23 protein-coding genes, 1 tRNA gene and 1 pseudogene are annotated in these 14109 nt (G+C 59.4%); 1 reads left to right on the forward strand and 24 read right to left on the reverse strand.

Annotated elements, in window-relative coordinates:
- Together ACP5EL_RS04395 and ACP5EL_RS04400 are read right to left on the reverse strand one after the other, a co-directional pair.
- Positions 1 to 278 (reverse strand): annotated as a pseudogene (locus ACP5EL_RS04395) (hypothetical protein); the annotation flags it as partial.
- A gap of 92 nt (positions 279 to 370) precedes the next feature.
- A complete protein-coding gene (locus ACP5EL_RS04400; protein ID WP_428401259.1) occupies positions 371 to 1810 on the reverse strand; it encodes a methanogenesis marker 14 protein in 1440 nt (479 codons plus the stop codon).
- A 90-nt stretch (positions 1811 to 1900) separates the two neighbouring features.
- Between ACP5EL_RS04400 and ACP5EL_RS04405 the strand changes: the two genes are divergently transcribed.
- Entirely contained in the window at positions 1901 to 3022 is a 1122-nt protein-coding gene (locus ACP5EL_RS04405; RefSeq protein ID WP_428401260.1) for a geranylgeranyl reductase family protein, read from the forward strand.
- 3 nt (positions 3023 to 3025) lie between these two features.
- Here the strand turns inward: ACP5EL_RS04405 and ACP5EL_RS04410 are convergent, their stop codons facing one another.
- The 22 genes from ACP5EL_RS04410 to rpmC all read right to left on the reverse strand — a co-directional run bounded on the left by ACP5EL_RS04410 (position 3026) and on the right by rpmC (position 14099).
- Entirely contained in the window at positions 3026 to 3403 is a 378-nt protein-coding gene (locus ACP5EL_RS04410; RefSeq protein WP_428401261.1) for a hypothetical protein, read from the reverse strand.
- Between the two features lie 166 nt (positions 3404 to 3569).
- Positions 3570 to 3665: transfer RNA gene (locus ACP5EL_RS04415), tRNA-Ser, on the reverse strand.
- 4 nt (positions 3666 to 3669) lie between these two features.
- Positions 3670 to 4668 carry an RNA-guided pseudouridylation complex pseudouridine synthase subunit Cbf5 gene (locus ACP5EL_RS04420; RefSeq protein WP_428401289.1) on the reverse strand — a complete coding sequence of 333 codons (999 nt, stop codon included), beginning with the start codon at positions 4666 to 4668 and terminating at the stop codon, positions 3670 to 3672.
- Positions 4646 to 5185 carry a (d)CMP kinase gene (gene cmk / locus ACP5EL_RS04425; RefSeq protein ID WP_428401263.1) on the reverse strand — a complete coding sequence of 180 codons (540 nt, stop codon included), beginning with the start codon at positions 5183 to 5185 and terminating at the stop codon, positions 4646 to 4648. The genes ACP5EL_RS04420 and cmk overlap by 23 nt, the downstream gene beginning before the upstream one ends.
- Positions 5182 to 5790 carry a DUF106 domain-containing protein gene (locus ACP5EL_RS04430; RefSeq protein ID WP_428401264.1) on the reverse strand — a complete coding sequence of 203 codons (609 nt, stop codon included), beginning with the start codon at positions 5788 to 5790 and terminating at the stop codon, positions 5182 to 5184. Before ACP5EL_RS04430 ends, cmk begins: the two co-directional genes overlap by 4 nt.
- A complete protein-coding gene (gene secY, locus ACP5EL_RS04435; RefSeq protein ID WP_428401265.1) occupies positions 5787 to 7406 on the reverse strand; it encodes a preprotein translocase subunit SecY in 1620 nt (539 codons plus the stop codon). The genes ACP5EL_RS04430 and secY overlap by 4 nt, the downstream gene beginning before the upstream one ends.
- Positions 7403 to 7780 carry an uL15m family ribosomal protein gene (locus ACP5EL_RS04440; RefSeq protein WP_428401266.1) on the reverse strand — a complete coding sequence of 126 codons (378 nt, stop codon included), beginning with the start codon at positions 7778 to 7780 and terminating at the stop codon, positions 7403 to 7405. The genes secY and ACP5EL_RS04440 overlap by 4 nt, the downstream gene beginning before the upstream one ends.
- Positions 7781 to 7784: 4 nt before the next feature.
- Positions 7785 to 8240, reverse strand: coding sequence for a 50S ribosomal protein L30 (locus ACP5EL_RS04445; RefSeq protein WP_428401267.1), 456 nt, complete (start codon positions 8238 to 8240; stop codon positions 7785 to 7787).
- Positions 8241 to 8243: 3 nt separating this feature from the next.
- Positions 8244 to 8846, reverse strand: a complete 603-nt coding sequence (locus tag ACP5EL_RS04450; RefSeq protein WP_428401290.1) for a 30S ribosomal protein S5 — start codon at positions 8844 to 8846, stop codon at positions 8244 to 8246.
- 10 nt (positions 8847 to 8856) lie between these two features.
- Positions 8857 to 9366, reverse strand: a complete 510-nt coding sequence (locus ACP5EL_RS04455; protein ID WP_428401268.1) for a 50S ribosomal protein L18 — start codon at positions 9364 to 9366, stop codon at positions 8857 to 8859.
- Positions 9366 to 9827 carry a 50S ribosomal protein L19e gene (locus tag ACP5EL_RS04460; RefSeq protein ID WP_428401269.1) on the reverse strand — a complete coding sequence of 154 codons (462 nt, stop codon included), beginning with the start codon at positions 9825 to 9827 and terminating at the stop codon, positions 9366 to 9368. The genes ACP5EL_RS04455 and ACP5EL_RS04460 overlap by 1 nt, the downstream gene beginning before the upstream one ends.
- A gap of 1 nt (position 9828) precedes the next feature.
- Positions 9829 to 10224 (reverse strand): 50S ribosomal protein L32e, encoded by a 396-nt coding sequence (locus ACP5EL_RS04465; protein WP_428401270.1) that lies wholly within the window; start codon positions 10222 to 10224, stop codon positions 9829 to 9831.
- Entirely contained in the window at positions 10221 to 10754 is a 534-nt protein-coding gene (locus ACP5EL_RS04470) for a 50S ribosomal protein L6 (RefSeq protein WP_428401271.1), read from the reverse strand. The genes ACP5EL_RS04465 and ACP5EL_RS04470 overlap by 4 nt, the downstream gene beginning before the upstream one ends.
- A 9-nt stretch (positions 10755 to 10763) precedes the next feature.
- Complete coding sequence (locus tag ACP5EL_RS04475) at positions 10764 to 11156, reverse strand: 30S ribosomal protein S8 (RefSeq protein ID WP_428401272.1); 393 nt, start codon at positions 11154 to 11156, stop codon at positions 10764 to 10766.
- 10 nt (positions 11157 to 11166) lie between these two features.
- Positions 11167 to 11319: a 30S ribosomal protein S14 gene (locus ACP5EL_RS04480; RefSeq protein WP_428401273.1), complete on the reverse strand. Its 153-nt coding sequence runs from the start codon at positions 11317 to 11319 to the stop codon at positions 11167 to 11169.
- Positions 11316 to 11822, reverse strand: a complete 507-nt coding sequence (locus ACP5EL_RS04485) for a 50S ribosomal protein L5 (RefSeq protein WP_428401291.1) — start codon at positions 11820 to 11822, stop codon at positions 11316 to 11318. Before ACP5EL_RS04485 ends, ACP5EL_RS04480 begins: the two co-directional genes overlap by 4 nt.
- Before the next feature lie 5 nt (positions 11823 to 11827).
- Positions 11828 to 12532, reverse strand: a complete 705-nt coding sequence (locus ACP5EL_RS04490; protein WP_428401274.1) for a 30S ribosomal protein S4e — start codon at positions 12530 to 12532, stop codon at positions 11828 to 11830.
- 5 nt (positions 12533 to 12537) lie between these two features.
- Entirely contained in the window at positions 12538 to 12888 is a 351-nt protein-coding gene (gene rplX / locus ACP5EL_RS04495; RefSeq protein ID WP_428401275.1) for a 50S ribosomal protein L24, read from the reverse strand.
- 5 nt (positions 12889 to 12893) lie between these two features.
- Entirely contained in the window at positions 12894 to 13292 is a 399-nt protein-coding gene (rpl14p, locus tag ACP5EL_RS04500; RefSeq protein WP_428401276.1) for a 50S ribosomal protein L14, read from the reverse strand.
- Positions 13289 to 13609 (reverse strand): 30S ribosomal protein S17, encoded by a 321-nt coding sequence (locus ACP5EL_RS04505; RefSeq protein WP_428401277.1) that lies wholly within the window; start codon positions 13607 to 13609, stop codon positions 13289 to 13291. The genes rpl14p and ACP5EL_RS04505 overlap by 4 nt, the downstream gene beginning before the upstream one ends.
- Positions 13606 to 13896 carry a ribonuclease P protein component 1 gene (gene rnp1 / locus ACP5EL_RS04510; RefSeq protein WP_428401278.1) on the reverse strand — a complete coding sequence of 97 codons (291 nt, stop codon included), beginning with the start codon at positions 13894 to 13896 and terminating at the stop codon, positions 13606 to 13608. The genes ACP5EL_RS04505 and rnp1 overlap by 4 nt, the downstream gene beginning before the upstream one ends.
- On the reverse strand, positions 13896 to 14099 hold the full coding sequence (gene rpmC, locus ACP5EL_RS04515) for a 50S ribosomal protein L29 (RefSeq protein ID WP_428401279.1): 204 nt from the start codon (positions 14097 to 14099) through the stop codon (positions 13896 to 13898). Before rpmC ends, rnp1 begins: the two co-directional genes overlap by 1 nt.
- Positions 14100 to 14109: the final 10 nt, after the last annotated feature.

Here is a 14109-nt window from a genome sequence, read left to right on the forward strand (position 1 = left end):
AGCTCGATCACCCCCTCCCTTCCGGTGAGCCAGTTGAAGATCTGGACCTCGTTCGTCTCCCTGACCCGTTTGAGAGAATCGAGCTCCGTCTCATCCTCGATCTGGACGCTCCTCCCCTCCCCCGGCGACCAGCCTATCCTTATCTTCTCTGCGCCGAGGAAGGATATGGGTATCCTCTCCCCCTCCAGGGGTTTCGGGTAGAGGCCGGTCAGCCTCTTCACCTTTCCCTCCTCTGACCGGAGAATATCCCGGTCCTCTCTCTCGTCAGGCCCTCTCAAGGGCCGACCCCCTTCTCTATCGCCATCTTTCCGATCTTCCGGCACGCTTCGCCACCTCGTCTCGCAAAGCCTCGATATCCAAGGACGCCCGATCAGGTTCTCGACTCGTAGTCGATCCTTCTCTTGAGGATACATCCTCCGCCCCGAAGCCCTCCCAGAGGGTGCTTGGGGGTTCCCATGGAGTTCATGCACCTCGCCATCACCGCCGCCCCTCTGGCCAGGCCGTCGTCGACGAAGACGACGTTCTTCTCCGGCTGGTCGTAGAGGTTGAGCTCACCGATCTCCTCCAGGATCAGCTCCGGCTTCTTTCCGCTGATACCGGCCCGGCCGGTGATCCCTATCGCCGTCTCTTTTGTGACCAGGCCCGCCTCCATCGCCGTCTCGACGAGACGCCGGGTGGTGTGGGAGGCGACGACGTCGATCGTCCCGAAGAGGGTCTTGAGCCCCTTCTCCTGGTGGATCTCCCTTCCGATCTGGGCGAGGCGGTTGAGCTGGCTTCCGTTCTCGCCGACGTCACAGCCGATGAGGGCGACCCCGATCTTCTCGGCTGCGGCGGGATCGACGGGAACGCTGCCGTACCTGCTCCTGCCGAGGGGGACCCTCTCCACGCTTATCTGCTCGTCGATCCTTCTCGCGTACTCCCGGGCCGTCTTGTCGATCTTGACCTTCTTTCCCTCAAATAGATCCAGGGTCGTTCCCGTCTGGGGGTCCACGAGCCCCGTCCCCTGGATCAGGGCGTCGGGTATCGCCCCCGCCAGGCCGCAGAAGTTTCCGACGGTGTTGGAGTAGGGGAGCTCCCCGGAGGTGATCCTCCCGTCGAGGGTGGTCCCGAAGTCGAGGGAGAGGCAGGGATTACGGAAGTCGACGTCGGTCCACTTGCTTCCCTCCTTTATCCCGGCGGTGGCGAGCTCCCCCTCCATCTCGTTGGCGACGATCTCCACACCCGTCGAGCCCTTCGGCGGGAATACCGAGGCGACGGGGCCGTTGAAGACGATCTTCTCCATCAGGCAGAAGGGCTTGAACCGATCGGGGATGTTCTGGATCGACATCGCCGGGGTCATCAGCCTCGGAGGAACCCCGGCTATGAGGCAGCCGTCGGCGAGGGCCTGGATGAAGGTTCCCACCTCGTCGGGGGACGAGAAGCCGGCGACGACCCCCGTCGATCGGACGACGAAGTTCAGGTCGTCTTTGATGGAGAGCCTCGCCTTGGCGTGGCTCTCGAGCAGGGTGTCTCTCACCAGCTCTGAGACCGACTCCCTGGTGAGGGGCGTGCCGCAGAGGGTCTTGGCGAAGACCTCCTCCCCGGGCTTCGGCCTCCTCACGTCCCGGGTCATCTTCACCGTCTTGTTGACGATCCTGGTCTGGCCGTTCTTCATATTGGTGGCGGTGAGGATGCACTTTGTGGTGCTGTTGCCCACCTCCACAGAGGCGACGATGAAGTAGGGCTCCTTCTTCAGCTCCAGGATGTCCACCGGGGGGCTCTCTGCGATTCGCGGTTTGGGCTTGGATCTGAGGAGACGGGCGATGCTCATGGGTTATGGGACGAACTTTCAGACGATAAACTCTTCGGGTCCCGCCGCCAAATCGAAAGTTTGATCTTTTGTCAGGGGGAGGAAAACGGCGTGTATTCTGTGGCGGTGGTGGGCGCGGGTCCCGCCGGGAGCACGGCAGCCCGAACTCTCTCGGAGATGGGCTACAAAGTCGTCCTCATCGATCGAAAGGAGGTGGTGGGCCTTCCCAAGCAGTGCGCTGAGGGACTCTTCGCAGCCTGCTTTCCCGAGTTCTCGACCTCGCCCGGAGAGTTCATCACCGGCAAAGTCCGCTATCTGAAGGTCGTCTTTCCAGACCAGACGAGCTATCGGCTGAGGGGAGATCTTCTCATGCTCGATCGCCCCCGCTTCGACCAGCATCTCCTCGGGCTTGCGGAGCGGTCGGGGGCAGATCTGGTCCTCGGCCAGAAGGTCGAAGGCATCGACCCCTACTCCGGTGAGGTCCGCCTTCGGGGAGGAGAGACGATCAGGGCGAAGGCGATCGTGGGTGCTGACGGTCCCGCCTCCAGGGTCGGAAGGTCCATTGGATTGAGAAACCGGCTCGTTCCCGCGGCCCAGGTGGAGATGACCTGGCCTTGTGACGACACCATATATGCCTACATCGACCGCGACCTGCCCCATGGGCCCTACTCCTGCTGGATCTTCCCCAAAAACGAGGCTGGTACGGCCAACGTCGGATGCTTCGGCACCTTCCCCACCCTGGAGAGGTTCATATCGAAGTACGAGATCGAGGGCGAGGTGGTGGAGAAGAACGGGGGCGCGATACCCCTGGGCCTGGCGGCCCGGCTCCAGAAGGGGAGGGCAGTTTTGATCGGGGACGCCGGTGGCCTCACCAACCCCTTCACCGGCGGCGGCCTATATCCTGCGGCGAGGTCGGCACGGATCGCCGCCGGTGCCATCGACCGCTATCTTCGGGGCGAGACGAAGGGAATCGAGTACGAGTCGGCGATGAGGAGAGACTTCGTCGCCTCCGACCTCCACCTGAAGGCGAGAGACGCTCTCGCGGGCCTCTCCAACCGGGAGCTCTGCAGGCTCGGCGCCGCCGTGGACGGCCTGATATTTCCCGGCCTCAAGCTCTCCGCAAGCCCCATCCTGGTCTGGCGAGGCCTCCTCCATCCCGGGATCATGCGGCCCAAGTACGCGCCACTCCTCAAGCTCCTCTTCAGGTACTGTCTTGCGGGGAAGGTATGGTGAATATCACCATGAGGCCCTGCGGTTAGTCTCCCACATCTCTCGGTAGGCATTGAAGTCCACCTGGACCTCGTTCAGGTGGGCGATGACCACCTCTCCGAACTCCGGGTTCTCGGAGTACGCCGTGCTTCCGTCTTGTAAGGGAACTTCAGGCTCTTGCCCGCCTTCACCGCCCACGTCGGCGATGCTCGTCTTCTCGAGGGGGCAGGCTGCAGCCGTTCCTCCGTAAGTCATCAGAGGTTCCTGGAAGGAGTCCTCAACCGCACCGATGAAGCTTCTCGTCGTCGGGCTCAGGGCCCCATCCGGGCCGCCACCACCACAGCAGGCCCCGGCCAGGTTTGAGAGGACCATGGCCGCCAGGATCAACAAAACTATCGATCTCATTTTCGTTCAACACCATGCGACAGGTTGCTCATCATCAGATACGTCAGAACAAGCTAAATATCTGCCGGATATCATCTGTGTGGACCTCGGTCTTTAGTTATGTGACTACCAATAAGCACAGTTGTTTTAGAGTCGCATAACTAAACTGGGTGGTGGAGTAAAAGAGCGCCGAGGGGGAGATTCGAACTCCCGCGACCCTTGCGAATCACAAGCTTTCAGTACAGAATTCCAGGCTTGCGCCTTACCACTAGACTACCTCGGCACGATTACGATCTTTTGGCCCACATCTTGGGATAGGTTCCCGGAGCCATGACCACCCGCGAGGTCTTGGCCACGATCCCGGTGGAGGATTTCATCATCTCCTCGCTTCCCATGGCGGCTTGGGCCACGGCAACAGCCTCTCCTTTCAGGGTATAAATAACTACCTTCTCGCCCTCCCCGATCTCCGACTCTAGCCGGAGGAGTCCCGGCGCCGCCAGAGGCGCCCCGTGACAGATGGCGTCGACAGCGCCGTCGCTCACGACCAGGGCGGGCATGTGTCTGAGGGCCTCTTCCACCGGCAGGACTGAGCGTCGGAGGAGGGTCTCATCCCCGGTCTCCCGCCAGATCTCTTTTGCGTCCTTGAGGTCGTGGAGGGAAACCAAAGTCTCGTCTTCGCGAAAGGGGCCGCTCTTAGTCCTCCGGAGCTCCTCCATATGGGCCCCGGTCCCGAGAGCTAGGCCGATATCGTGGCAGAGCTTCCGGATATAGGTTCCCGCCTCGCAGCCGACCCGGAAGAGAACCCTGGGCCCCTCGATCTCCAGGACCTCAAGATAATAGATCTCCCGCGTCCGAAGCGCCCTCTTGACGCTGGATTTGAGGGGCGGGCGCTGGTATATGACGCCCGAGAACTCGCCGCAGACCTCGAGGATCCTCTTTCGGGGAATGGTCGCGTGAACCCGCATCAGGCAGACGTACTCCTTGCCGGCGGAGAGGAGGGTCTCCACGACCCTCGTCGAGTCGCCGAGCATCGTGGGCAGGATGCCGGTCACCTTGGGGTCGAGGGTTCCGCTGTGGCCAGCGCCCTCGATCTCCAGGATCCTCTTCACCCAGGCCACCACCTCGTGGCTGCTGGGTCCCGGGGGCTTGTCGAGGTTTATGCAGCCGAGATTTATGTGCTGGTCGAGGGGCCGTTGGGTGGGCAGAGAGCCGTACCTCGGGTCGGTCCTCCCCTCTCTCCGGACGAGGGTCTTGCGCGGTCGGTCAGACGGCAGAGCTTTCTCCATCTTCAAGATACCTCACTGCGGCCATGGTTATCGCGACGACCCCCTCCTCGCCCCAGGTCCCGGTATCGATCACCAGGTCGTAGACGGAAAGGTCGTCGACGTCTATGTTGTAGTACTTCTCGTACCGTCTCGCCTCGCACTCCTCCCGAACCCTCGACTCCTGGAGGGCGTCCTCGACGAGCTCGTTCTCGCGGGAAGCTATCCTCTCGGCCCGAATCATCCGGTCGGCCTTGAGGAGGATCTTCAGGTCGGCGTCGAGGATGTGGCCTGAGAGCCTCCCCTCGAAGACGCCTCCCGCCTCGGCAGCCATCGCCCTCTGGGCGTCGTCGATGAGATAGTCGACCTCAGGCCCGTCCTCTGCGACCCGGCCCAGTTCGCTCAAGGAGATGCCTCGGTCGCTGGCGATCTTTCGAAAGAGTTCTCCGGAGTTGACCCACCGGAGTCCGAGCTCTTTTGAGAGCATCCGGGCGAGGGTGCTCGTCCCGGTTCCCGGAGATCCGCTGACCGTGATTATCATCCCATACCGCCGATGTTCAGGGCTTTTCTTATGATCTGAGATACCGGTATCGAGCAGATGAAGTACCAGTAGAACCAGTAGAATATGGGACCTATGACCGTCTCAGCGATCTCGTGTCTTCCCCAGAAGGGGAAGTTCAGGTAGAGGGTGTTCTGGTCGATGTAGAGGTAGGCCCACATGAAGAGGGGTATGGAGACGATCCCGATGTAGGCCATCGGCTTCAGCTGCATCTTCATCATCTTGCTCTGGTCGCCGAGCATCTCCCTCTGCTGGACCTGAAGCTGCTGCTGGCGAGCCTTGTCTCCGGCGAGCTGAGCCTCCCGAAGCTCCCGCTGGAAGCTTCTCATCGTCTCCTGCTGCTTCTTGAGGTAATCCCAGTCCATGGTGTACTTCTGGATGAGGCTCGCATAAAGGCCGGTTATGGCGGCGAGGACGAAGAGGACGATATGGAAGGGGAGGATCTCGGGCAGCCACCCGAGAACCAGATCCATCACCACTCCCACGGTGTGCCGAAACTCCTCGCTCACCATTATCCCCACCATCAGGGCGGCTCCGATCCCCAGGAGGAGGGTGTTGAGGGACTTTGTGAGGTTTTCGTTCTTCATGCCGACTCACCGAAGAACTTGCGCATCATCGGGTACATCTCCTGGATCTGCTCGCTGGCGATCTGCTCGTAGAGCCGATAGGTGATGGAGACCGCCAGGAGGAGGCCGGTGCCGCCAGCGCCTCCCAGGGTGCCCATGAGGCTGGCCACGAGGGTGAGAAGGCCTATGATGACCCCTCCGATCACAGTCACCTTGGGGATGTATCTACCGAGGAGCTTCTCGATGCTGACGGGGCTTCTCCTGTGGCCGGGAACCTGGAGCCCCGAGGCGTGGATCTTGGCGGCGACGCTCTTCGCCCCCATCCCGGTCGTCTCGATCCAGAATATGGCGAAGATCACACCGCCTACGATCAGGACCGCAGCATCAGTGAAGACGTGCAGCCATATCTGCCAGCCCGCTATCGGCGATAGGCCCAATAGCTCCATCCCCGGATTGCTGCTGGAGACGAGGCTAGGTATCCAGTCGTAAGGGCTGTTGATCGGCGAGAGGTAGTACATCAGCCCCGATATTGGCTGGGGTGACGTGGCGCTCACCAAGTCTCCGGTCATCATATCGTACCGGGAGGTAGACGTGAAAGTCCCCATGATGCTCGAATAGGCGGTGTAGACGATGTTCAGCCCAGAGGCGGTATCGGTGGTGCTGGCCGTGGTGACCGTCCCGATCTTCCCTGCGAGGAGGGTTCCTATCATCTGGATGTTCGCCTGAAGGGCTCTCACCAGGATCATGGGAAGGACGCTGGCGTAGACGAGCTTTACCGGGAACCTGCCTCTTGCGCCCCTAACGGAGCTGTGGGCGAGGGGTATCTCGACCCTGGTGCTCTCCACCAGGACGACGAAGAGGATGATCGCTATGGTGGATATCAGGGCCAAAAGGCCGCCATCTATGAAGACCCGTTCGAGGCCGGAGGATGTGAAGACGTCCTCGAGGCCCAGAACGTCGTTTGTGAATATGAAGATCCATTTCGGGATTATCCCTATGGGCAGACCCTGATCCCCGATCGTCCAGTTGAAGACCCCGGTGATCAGCTGCTGGCTTACTCCGGCGACGATGAATAGGCCTACGCCGGAGCCGACTCCCCACTTACTCACAACCTCATCCATGAAGAGGATGAGAACCCCGCCGATGCAGATCTGGAGGAATACGATGAACGAGACCACGCCGAGGGATACGCCCAGAGCCGAGGCGAGTCCCTGGTCGGGTAGGAGGTAGCCGCCCGTCACCTGGGGCAGGGCCTCTACGATGATCATGACGAAGACCAGAAGCTTCTGGGTTCCCTGGAAGACCGCCTGGTCTCGCGGCTCACTCAGGTTCAGCTTTATCAGATCGGCCCCCACCAAAAGCTGGAGGACGATGGAAGCGGTGACTATGGGCCCTATGCCCAGGAGCATAAGGGATCCGAAGGATCCGGCGAAGAAGGCCCGGTACATCCCGAAGAGGTCTCGCGATGCCGAGGAGAGCCCGAAGAGGGTGACGTTGGAGAGGGCGAAGTAGAGGATGAGTATGCCCACAGTCCAGCTGAGCTTCTTCTTGAAGTGGACGTGACCTTCGGGCCTCTCCACCGCCGGCAGCCTCCTCACGAGAGGCTCTATCGCGTAGAAGAAGCTTTGCTGATTCATGATACCACTACTTCACCGCCGGCCTCTTCGATCTTCTCCCTGGCGGCGGCGGAGAAGCCTGCTGCACTGACGGTGACCGCCCTCGAGAGCCTGCCCCTTCCCAGGACCTTCACCCTGCCCAGATCGATCCGGCCGTTCTCGAAGGCCATCGAATCCAGCTCGTCGACGTTGACGACGTCGAGCTTCTCGGTGTTGGGCCTCTTAAAGCCGTTCTTGCCCATCGTCCGGCCTCGCATCATATCCCTTACGAAATGATGTTTGCACCCACCGGCATTGCCGCGGCCGCCTCTCGACCCCGCTCCCCTGCGGTTTTTGTGAGTGCCGCCGCCACAGGTTCTGCTGCCCCGAAACTTCTTCAGCTTGCTTTTAGGCATTGTCCTACCTCATCTTCCAGATAAGATCTGAGATCGACTCGTGGTAGCCGAGCTCTCCGCCCTCTTTGACGGTCTTCTTCGTACCGCGGTGGCCCTTTCTCGGCGGGTGAAGCCTGAATACCGGCTTTATTCCGGCGTCCTTGAGGCTCACCGCTCCCTGGGAGAGGGCCGAGGCGAACTCCTTTATCGTTCCGTAGGAGGTCTTCTCCTTTATGAACTGGTCAGTCAAACGTCTGTTGCCGTTCAACCTGCCCCTCATCTCGAGCATCGACGCCAGAGCGTCCTCGTCGATCTCGCCCCAGGCTACATAATCCTTCACCTTCTGGATCATCCCTCTGTAGTGGGGGCTGTCGGGCACCACTACGCAGTGGTTGATCCTGTGAAGTCGGAGCATATCGAGGGTATCCTTGATATCAGGCTTGGTATTGACGCTCCCCCGAAGTCGCACTATCGCATACATCGTCTATACCCTCATGGTGACGGTATTTCGGAGCGCGTTGTATGTGGCCTTGGCGAAGTTGAGGGTGGTTCTGGTGTTGCCCGAGGACTTCGTCCAGACGTCCTGGATCCCGGCCATCTCCATCACCTTCTTGGCGGTCTCTCCCGCCGCGATCCCAAGGCCCCTCGGGGCAGGGATCAGAGTGATCTCGACAGATCCGGCCTTTCCCACGACCTCGAAGGGGACGGTGTGACCTGCTCCGCAGCCGCATTCCCAGCTGCCACAGCCGCGCTGCACCTTTATGATATTCAGCTTGGCCACATCGATCCCCTTTCTTATGGCGGGTCCGACCTGGTTGTCTCTCCCCTGGCCGATGCCGATGTAGCCGTCCTTGTTTCCTACGATGACCGTGGCCCTGAACTTGACCCGCCGTCCCGAGTCGGTCATCCTCTGGACCATGTTTATGTCCAGAACCTCGTCCTCAAGACCGGGCAGCAGGGCGTCGACTATACCCGACTCTTTGATCGGGAGCCTCGATTTGAGCGCCTCGTCGAAGTTGGTGATCTGCCCCTCGTAAACGAGCCTGCCCAGCTTGGTCTTGGGAACCCATTCCTCTCGATAATCCATCCTCATCCGCTCACCCCTGTATCTTCTCGCGGACGGCCTCGAACTGAGCCGTGAACTCCACGCCCCGGTAGGCCTCTATATTCTCGCCGCGGATCCGAGCATCGTCCGGGAAGATCTCAGGGCTGTGGGGAACTTCTATCCCCGCGTCCACCACGCCCTTAAGGGCGGAGTATATCCTGTTTCCCTTGCTGTTGGCATGAATCCCCATATCCAAGATCGCCTCCGTCTCGCCGATCGCCTTCATCCTCTTTCCGAAGAGGAGGCCGGCGAGGTAGGATGCGGGGACGTTCCCTGTGTTCTGCTCATAGCCGAGATCTTTCAGCTCCCTGGAGTTTACGGTAAGGAGCGTCCGATCCCCGGCGGGCTCTGCAACGATCAGCTGCAGGTTGATGTTTCTGTTGCCCTTTCTGATCACAAGCCTCGGCTTTCGAGAAAGGATGAGCTTGTATCTGAAGTGATAATCAGTTCTGCCCTCTCTGCGCCTTCTGAAGGGCACCTTGTATCGCGGTCCTGTTGCCATCAGTCACTCCTCGTTAGACCTTTTGCCTTGATGTACGCGTTGAGATGGGCTGTGCTGCGGTACTCGCCGCCCTTTGCCTTCCGATAGAGCATCCGATAGGTGTGGCGGTCGATATCGCCCTCCTCCCTCAGCTCCCTCAGAGTCCTGCGAAGAGCCCGGATCTTGGTCATCCAGATCTCCTTCTTCGGAGACCGGGAACCTTTTGCGCCCTTTCTCCTGCCCTGCCCTTTCTTGTGGCCGTAGGCTCTCTTGGCGGCTCGCACTCTATATCTCGCGCGGCTGTTCCCCTTCTTCGGCTTGGCCTTGATGTTGCCCGCCTCGATCTGGGACCTGATGTCGTCTCTCGTGATGGCGTCGGTGATATCGCCCGCTGCGTCGGGATCGGGGTTGATCCAGATTCTGCTCTCGCCTACATCGAGAACGGATGCCGCAAGCCTCTTCTGCGTTGAAAAGTTCGGCAACTCAGTCGCCTCCGGAGGTGGGGTTGAGAACCTTCAGGTTCATCTCCCGGGCCATCGCCTCGATCTCGTCTCTCTTCTTCATGCCCACAGTCCCGGCGATCCGGACGGCACAGCCCTCGGCCCTCGAGAGATCTCCCGTATTGCTCACGAGAACCTCCTTCATGCCGCAGGGGTGATATCCCCTGACCTCTTTCGGGCTACCGTATCCGGCCTTGACGACCTTTCCCTTGGCTGCAATCTGCCGCCTGAGCTTGTTGTGCAGGCCCCGGGGCCGTCTCCAGCCGGGCGAGAGCTTCTTCTTTTTGTGTGAATCGCAACGGTTGAACTCAGGCTTCTTCCTCTTCTGTCTCGCCCGAACCTTCATCAACCTCTCAGTTTCGGAAGTCAACTCCGTCACCTCTTGTCCACCAGGTATATCCCGTCTTGGAATACTCTGATGTCGAATCCTCTCACCTTGGTCGCCTGCTCGATGTTGGCCATCGTCTGACCAACGCGCTCCTTATCGATCCCGGTGACGATCACCGTATCGCCCTTGATCTCGACCTTGGAGTCGCCCATGATTCGAGCGGACCGAGGTTTCCTCTCGCCCAGGAAGTTGCTGATCAGCAGCTCTCCCTTGGCGGCCTTAAGCTGTATCGGGAAGTGAGAGTAAACGGCCTTCATCCTGTACTCGAAGCCCTCGTTAACGCCTTTGATCATGTTATTCAGGTGGGCTGCCAGAGTTCCGACCATGGAACGATGCCGCTTCCTGGTGATCTCGGCGTCTACAACCAGGCCGGACTCGTCTTTTCTGATCTCTATGCCTGGATACCAGAGGCGCCTTGAGACCGTCCCCAGGGGGCCGGTCACAGTCACCATGGCGTCGTCGCTGATCTTCACCTCGACGCCCTCTGGAATATCTATATGTCGCGCCAACTCCTTGACCATCGTGACCACCTAATAAACGTAAGCCAATAGCTGGCCGCCGATCCCGCGTTCCCTGGCATCGACGTGAGATATGACCCCCTGGCTCGTGCTCATGATGAGCACGCCGAAGTTCCTAGAGGGAAGGAATCTCTTCTCCCACTTCTCCAGGTCCAGAACCTGAGTGGAGAAGCGTGGCTTGATCACGCCGCACCGGTTGATCTTTCCTTGCAAGTTGACCTTGAACATGCCGGACTTGCCGTCGTCTACAAACTCGAACTCGCCGATGTATCCAAGATCTGCCATAACCTTTAGGGTGTTGCCGATGAGCTTGGAAGCGGGCTGGATGATGCATTCTCCTTTGCCGACGTCCTCCGCGTTCTTTATGATGGACATGGCATCGGCAAGCGGATCTAACAGTACCATTTGTCATCACCTACGTGTACTTCTCAAAACCCATCTCCTGGGCGATCTCTCTGAAACACTGCCTGCAGAGATAGATTCCATATTTTCTTATGAGCCCCGGCTTTCTGCCGCACCGCTTGCAGGCGTTTGCGCCTCTGCCGAAGCTCTTGGTATCGGTCTTCATGCCGCCTCCACGATCTCCACGCCGTATTTATTTTTGACGAACTCCACGGCGTCGTCTCTTTTTACCTTGTGGCTGGAAGCCATCTTCGCCCTGGCGACGCGCCTTCGAGCCACCCGGTATCCGGGCCGCTTGAGGGCAACAGAGACGTCCATGCCGAAGATCCCGATATCGGGATCGTACTTCATCCCCGGGAAGTCGGTATGCTCCTCGACACCGAAGGAGAAGTTGCCTGTGTCGTCGAATGAGCCCCTCCTGAGGGCGCCCCCGACAACTTCCAGGGCCACTTTTAGGAACTCTTCGGCCTCCTCGCCCCTGAGGGTCACCCTGCACCCGATCGGCTCATTCTTCTTTATGGCGAAGGTCGGGAGGGTCTTTTTGGCGGTGGACCTTACGGGCGCTCTGCTCGTTATTGCGCCGAGGATCGTCTCGGCGTTGACCAGCCTCTGGCCGCTTTCGCCGGTGCCTATGTGGACCGTCACCTTGTCGATCCGCGGCTCCAACATCGCGTTCATATCTCGGCCCCCAGCTTGATGGCGGGTTTATCTCTTCCGATCATGAAGACGTGATCTTCCGTCGTCTCGAACTCACCTTTGCCGGAGATGATCACTCGATTGGGCCGAGAACTTCTGACGATCTCGATCTCCTTGATCGTCCCCACCTCGCCGGAGTGGGATCCTCCGACGACCATGGCCAGGTTTCCCTCTTTGAACTCGATGACGTCTGTGATCTCCTTATCGGGTATCGAGAGGATGACCGAACTTCCTGTACTGTAATCTCCCTCGCCGAAGATGTTGGTTCCGTCGTTGAGGTTAAGCTGCAACTTGCCGCCCTTGAGGGAGGTCTTTTTCTCTATCCTGCAGAGCTTCCGGGCTTCCCCAGCCTCCAGCTCGTGAAGGTTGAACCTGCCCTTGGAGTCCTGAAGCAGCCTGTAGTTCTTGTCCAGAGACGGGACCGATACCACGTCGAAGATCCCCACCGGGAAGTTGAGGTCTTTTCTCGCCTTGCCGTCGACGAGGACGCCGCCCTCGTGAAGGACGCGCTTCGCCTCTCTGGAGTTGTCGACCAGCCCCAGGAGATCCCTGACTACGAGGACGAGGGGGATGCTCCCCTTTGCAGAGTGGGGGCCGGGTTTGCTCTTGGCAACCCATGTGTGGATCTTCCTTGCGATCGGCCAGCTTCTGGGACTTGCAACCCTCTTCTGATGTCTGCTCACCTAAATCACCTGGAAAAGATCTTCTTCCTTTCTTCGTCGTCCATCTCCATCTTGGTGATGACGACGTTGGAGGGCTGAACCGGCCTAGGCACCTCGGTCCCATCGGCCTGGAATACGCTCACTCCGGCCACATGGATGGTGCCGCTCCTGAGGTCCGCCTTCTCGACTTCGCCCTCGGTTCCCGCATGGTCGCCGCGCATCACCTTGACGGTATCGCCCACTTTAACCTGAGCGCTGCGAGCCTTCATCTCCTCGCGAAGCTCCTTGGAGAGGGCGGCATGGATGTACTTCTGCCGCCGATGAAGGGGGGCGGAGAACCTCTCTTTGCGCTGTTTGCGTGGCTGTTTGCTCTTCATGGTTATCACACTATTATCGATGCGGCCGAGGCGATCTTTCCGTAACGCTCGGCCACCTCTCTGGCCACCGGCCCCTTTATCTCCGATCCCTTGGGAATTCCGGCAATGTCGGTGATGACCGCCGCGTTGTCCTCGAACTTGACCCTCAGGCCGTCGGGCCTTCGGAACTCCTTCTTCTGACGGACGATCACCGCGGTGAATATCTGCTTTCTCATCTCAGGGGTCCCTTTCTTAACCGAGACCACGACCATATCGCCCACTCCGGCACAGGGCATCCTGTTTTTAACGCCCCTATACCTCTTCACCGATATGATCTCGAGCATCCTCGCGCCGGTGTTGTCGGCGCATTCGAGGTATGCTCCTGCATTGATCGGCCTTGATATACTGGCCTTCAGCCCCTTCATCTCACGACCTCCACCACGACGAAGGACTTGGTCTTGCTGAGGGGTCTGCACTCTGCGACCTTGACCACGTCACCGACCTTCGCCTTCAGACAGGGGGGGTTGTGGGCGTGAAGCTTAGACCGCCTCTTCTCAAACCTGTCATACTTGGCTATCTTCCTTTCGAACTCGCGCAGGACGACCACCGTATCGGTCATCTTGTCGCTGACCACCGTTCCGTCAAAGACCTGACCGCGAACGGAAAGCTTTCCGTGAAAGGGACATTTTGGATCGTCACAGGCCTTCTCAGGTGACTTGACGCCCAGTCCGACATCCCTCATAATTTCCACCTCGATCTCCGTATTTTTTTGTTAATCCTGTTTTCGGGTTGTGAGACTAAAACTGAGCCCTCTGCCTTCACCTTCAGGCCCTGGTACAGGGTAAAAATGAAGCAGTTGCAGGACTTGGGAACGCTTTTATCTCCGCTCCTGGTCTCGATCAGAAATGTGTTCCGGGTTTCATCTACGACCCGGCCCGATATTCCCGCCTGGGGGGGGTTTCTGCTATCGACGACCTCCACCGATAGGCCTATCAGCTCATGTCTGACGAGATTCTCAGGAGAGATCATCACGCTCTCACACGCTCCTTCTGTATCGTCTTGATCCTGGCTATGGACCTCTTTATCTCCCTTATCCTGCCAGGGTTCTCCGGGGCGCCGCCAGAGATGACGAGCCCCCTCTCCCGGATCAGCTCGCCCTTGAGCTTTTCAAGCTCTTCTCCCAGCTCCTCGGGGCTCATATTCCTAAGTTCATCGACCCTGAATATCGCCATGTCAAGTCAC

The organism is Methanocrinis sp., assembly GCF_049974945.1.
GTDB lineage: Archaea > Halobacteriota > Methanosarcinia > Methanotrichales > Methanotrichaceae > Methanocrinis.

What these genes read in the sequence shown, in the direction of transcription:
- ACP5EL_RS04400 (WP_428401259.1), bottom strand. Translation starts at nt 1,810, where the DNA reads ATGAGCATCGCCCGTCTCCTCAGATCCAAGCCCAAACCGCGAATCGCA.
- ACP5EL_RS04410 (WP_428401261.1), bottom strand. Translation starts at nt 3,403, where the DNA reads ATGAGATCGATAGTTTTGTTGATCCTGGCGGCCATGGTCCTCTCAAAC.
- ACP5EL_RS04420 (WP_428401289.1), bottom strand. Translation starts at nt 4,668, where the DNA reads ATGGAGAAAGCTCTGCCGTCTGACCGACCGCGCAAGACCCTCGTCCGG.
- cmk (WP_428401263.1), bottom strand. Translation starts at nt 5,185, where the DNA reads ATGATAATCACGGTCAGCGGATCTCCGGGAACCGGGACGAGCACCCTC.
- ACP5EL_RS04430 (WP_428401264.1), bottom strand. Translation starts at nt 5,790, where the DNA reads ATGAAGAACGAAAACCTCACAAAGTCCCTCAACACCCTCCTCCTGGGG.
- secY (WP_428401265.1), bottom strand. Translation starts at nt 7,406, where the DNA reads ATGAATCAGCAAAGCTTCTTCTACGCGATAGAGCCTCTCGTGAGGAGG.
- ACP5EL_RS04440 (WP_428401266.1), bottom strand. Translation starts at nt 7,780, where the DNA reads ATGCCTAAAAGCAAGCTGAAGAAGTTTCGGGGCAGCAGAACCTGTGGC.
- ACP5EL_RS04445 (WP_428401267.1), bottom strand. Translation starts at nt 8,240, where the DNA reads ATGTATGCGATAGTGCGACTTCGGGGGAGCGTCAATACCAAGCCTGAT.
- ACP5EL_RS04450 (WP_428401290.1), bottom strand. Translation starts at nt 8,846, where the DNA reads ATGGATTATCGAGAGGAATGGGTTCCCAAGACCAAGCTGGGCAGGCTC.
- ACP5EL_RS04455 (WP_428401268.1), bottom strand. Translation starts at nt 9,366, where the DNA reads ATGGCAACAGGACCGCGATACAAGGTGCCCTTCAGAAGGCGCAGAGAG.
- ACP5EL_RS04470 (WP_428401271.1), bottom strand. Translation starts at nt 10,754, where the DNA reads ATGGTCAAGGAGTTGGCGCGACATATAGATATTCCAGAGGGCGTCGAG.
- ACP5EL_RS04475 (WP_428401272.1), bottom strand. Translation starts at nt 11,156, where the DNA reads ATGGTACTGTTAGATCCGCTTGCCGATGCCATGTCCATCATAAAGAAC.
- ACP5EL_RS04480 (WP_428401273.1), bottom strand. Translation starts at nt 11,319, where the DNA reads ATGAAGACCGATACCAAGAGCTTCGGCAGAGGCGCAAACGCCTGCAAG.
- ACP5EL_RS04485 (WP_428401291.1), bottom strand. Translation starts at nt 11,822, where the DNA reads ATGTTGGAGCCGCGGATCGACAAGGTGACGGTCCACATAGGCACCGGC.
- rplX (WP_428401275.1), bottom strand. Translation starts at nt 12,888, where the DNA reads ATGAAGAGCAAACAGCCACGCAAACAGCGCAAAGAGAGGTTCTCCGCC.
- rpl14p (WP_428401276.1), bottom strand. Translation starts at nt 13,292, where the DNA reads ATGAAGGGGCTGAAGGCCAGTATATCAAGGCCGATCAATGCAGGAGCA.
- ACP5EL_RS04505 (WP_428401277.1), bottom strand. Translation starts at nt 13,609, where the DNA reads ATGAGGGATGTCGGACTGGGCGTCAAGTCACCTGAGAAGGCCTGTGAC.
- rnp1 (WP_428401278.1), bottom strand. Translation starts at nt 13,896, where the DNA reads ATGATCTCTCCTGAGAATCTCGTCAGACATGAGCTGATAGGCCTATCG.
- rpmC (WP_428401279.1), bottom strand. Translation starts at nt 14,099, where the DNA reads ATGGCGATATTCAGGGTCGATGAACTTAGGAATATGAGCCCCGAGGAG.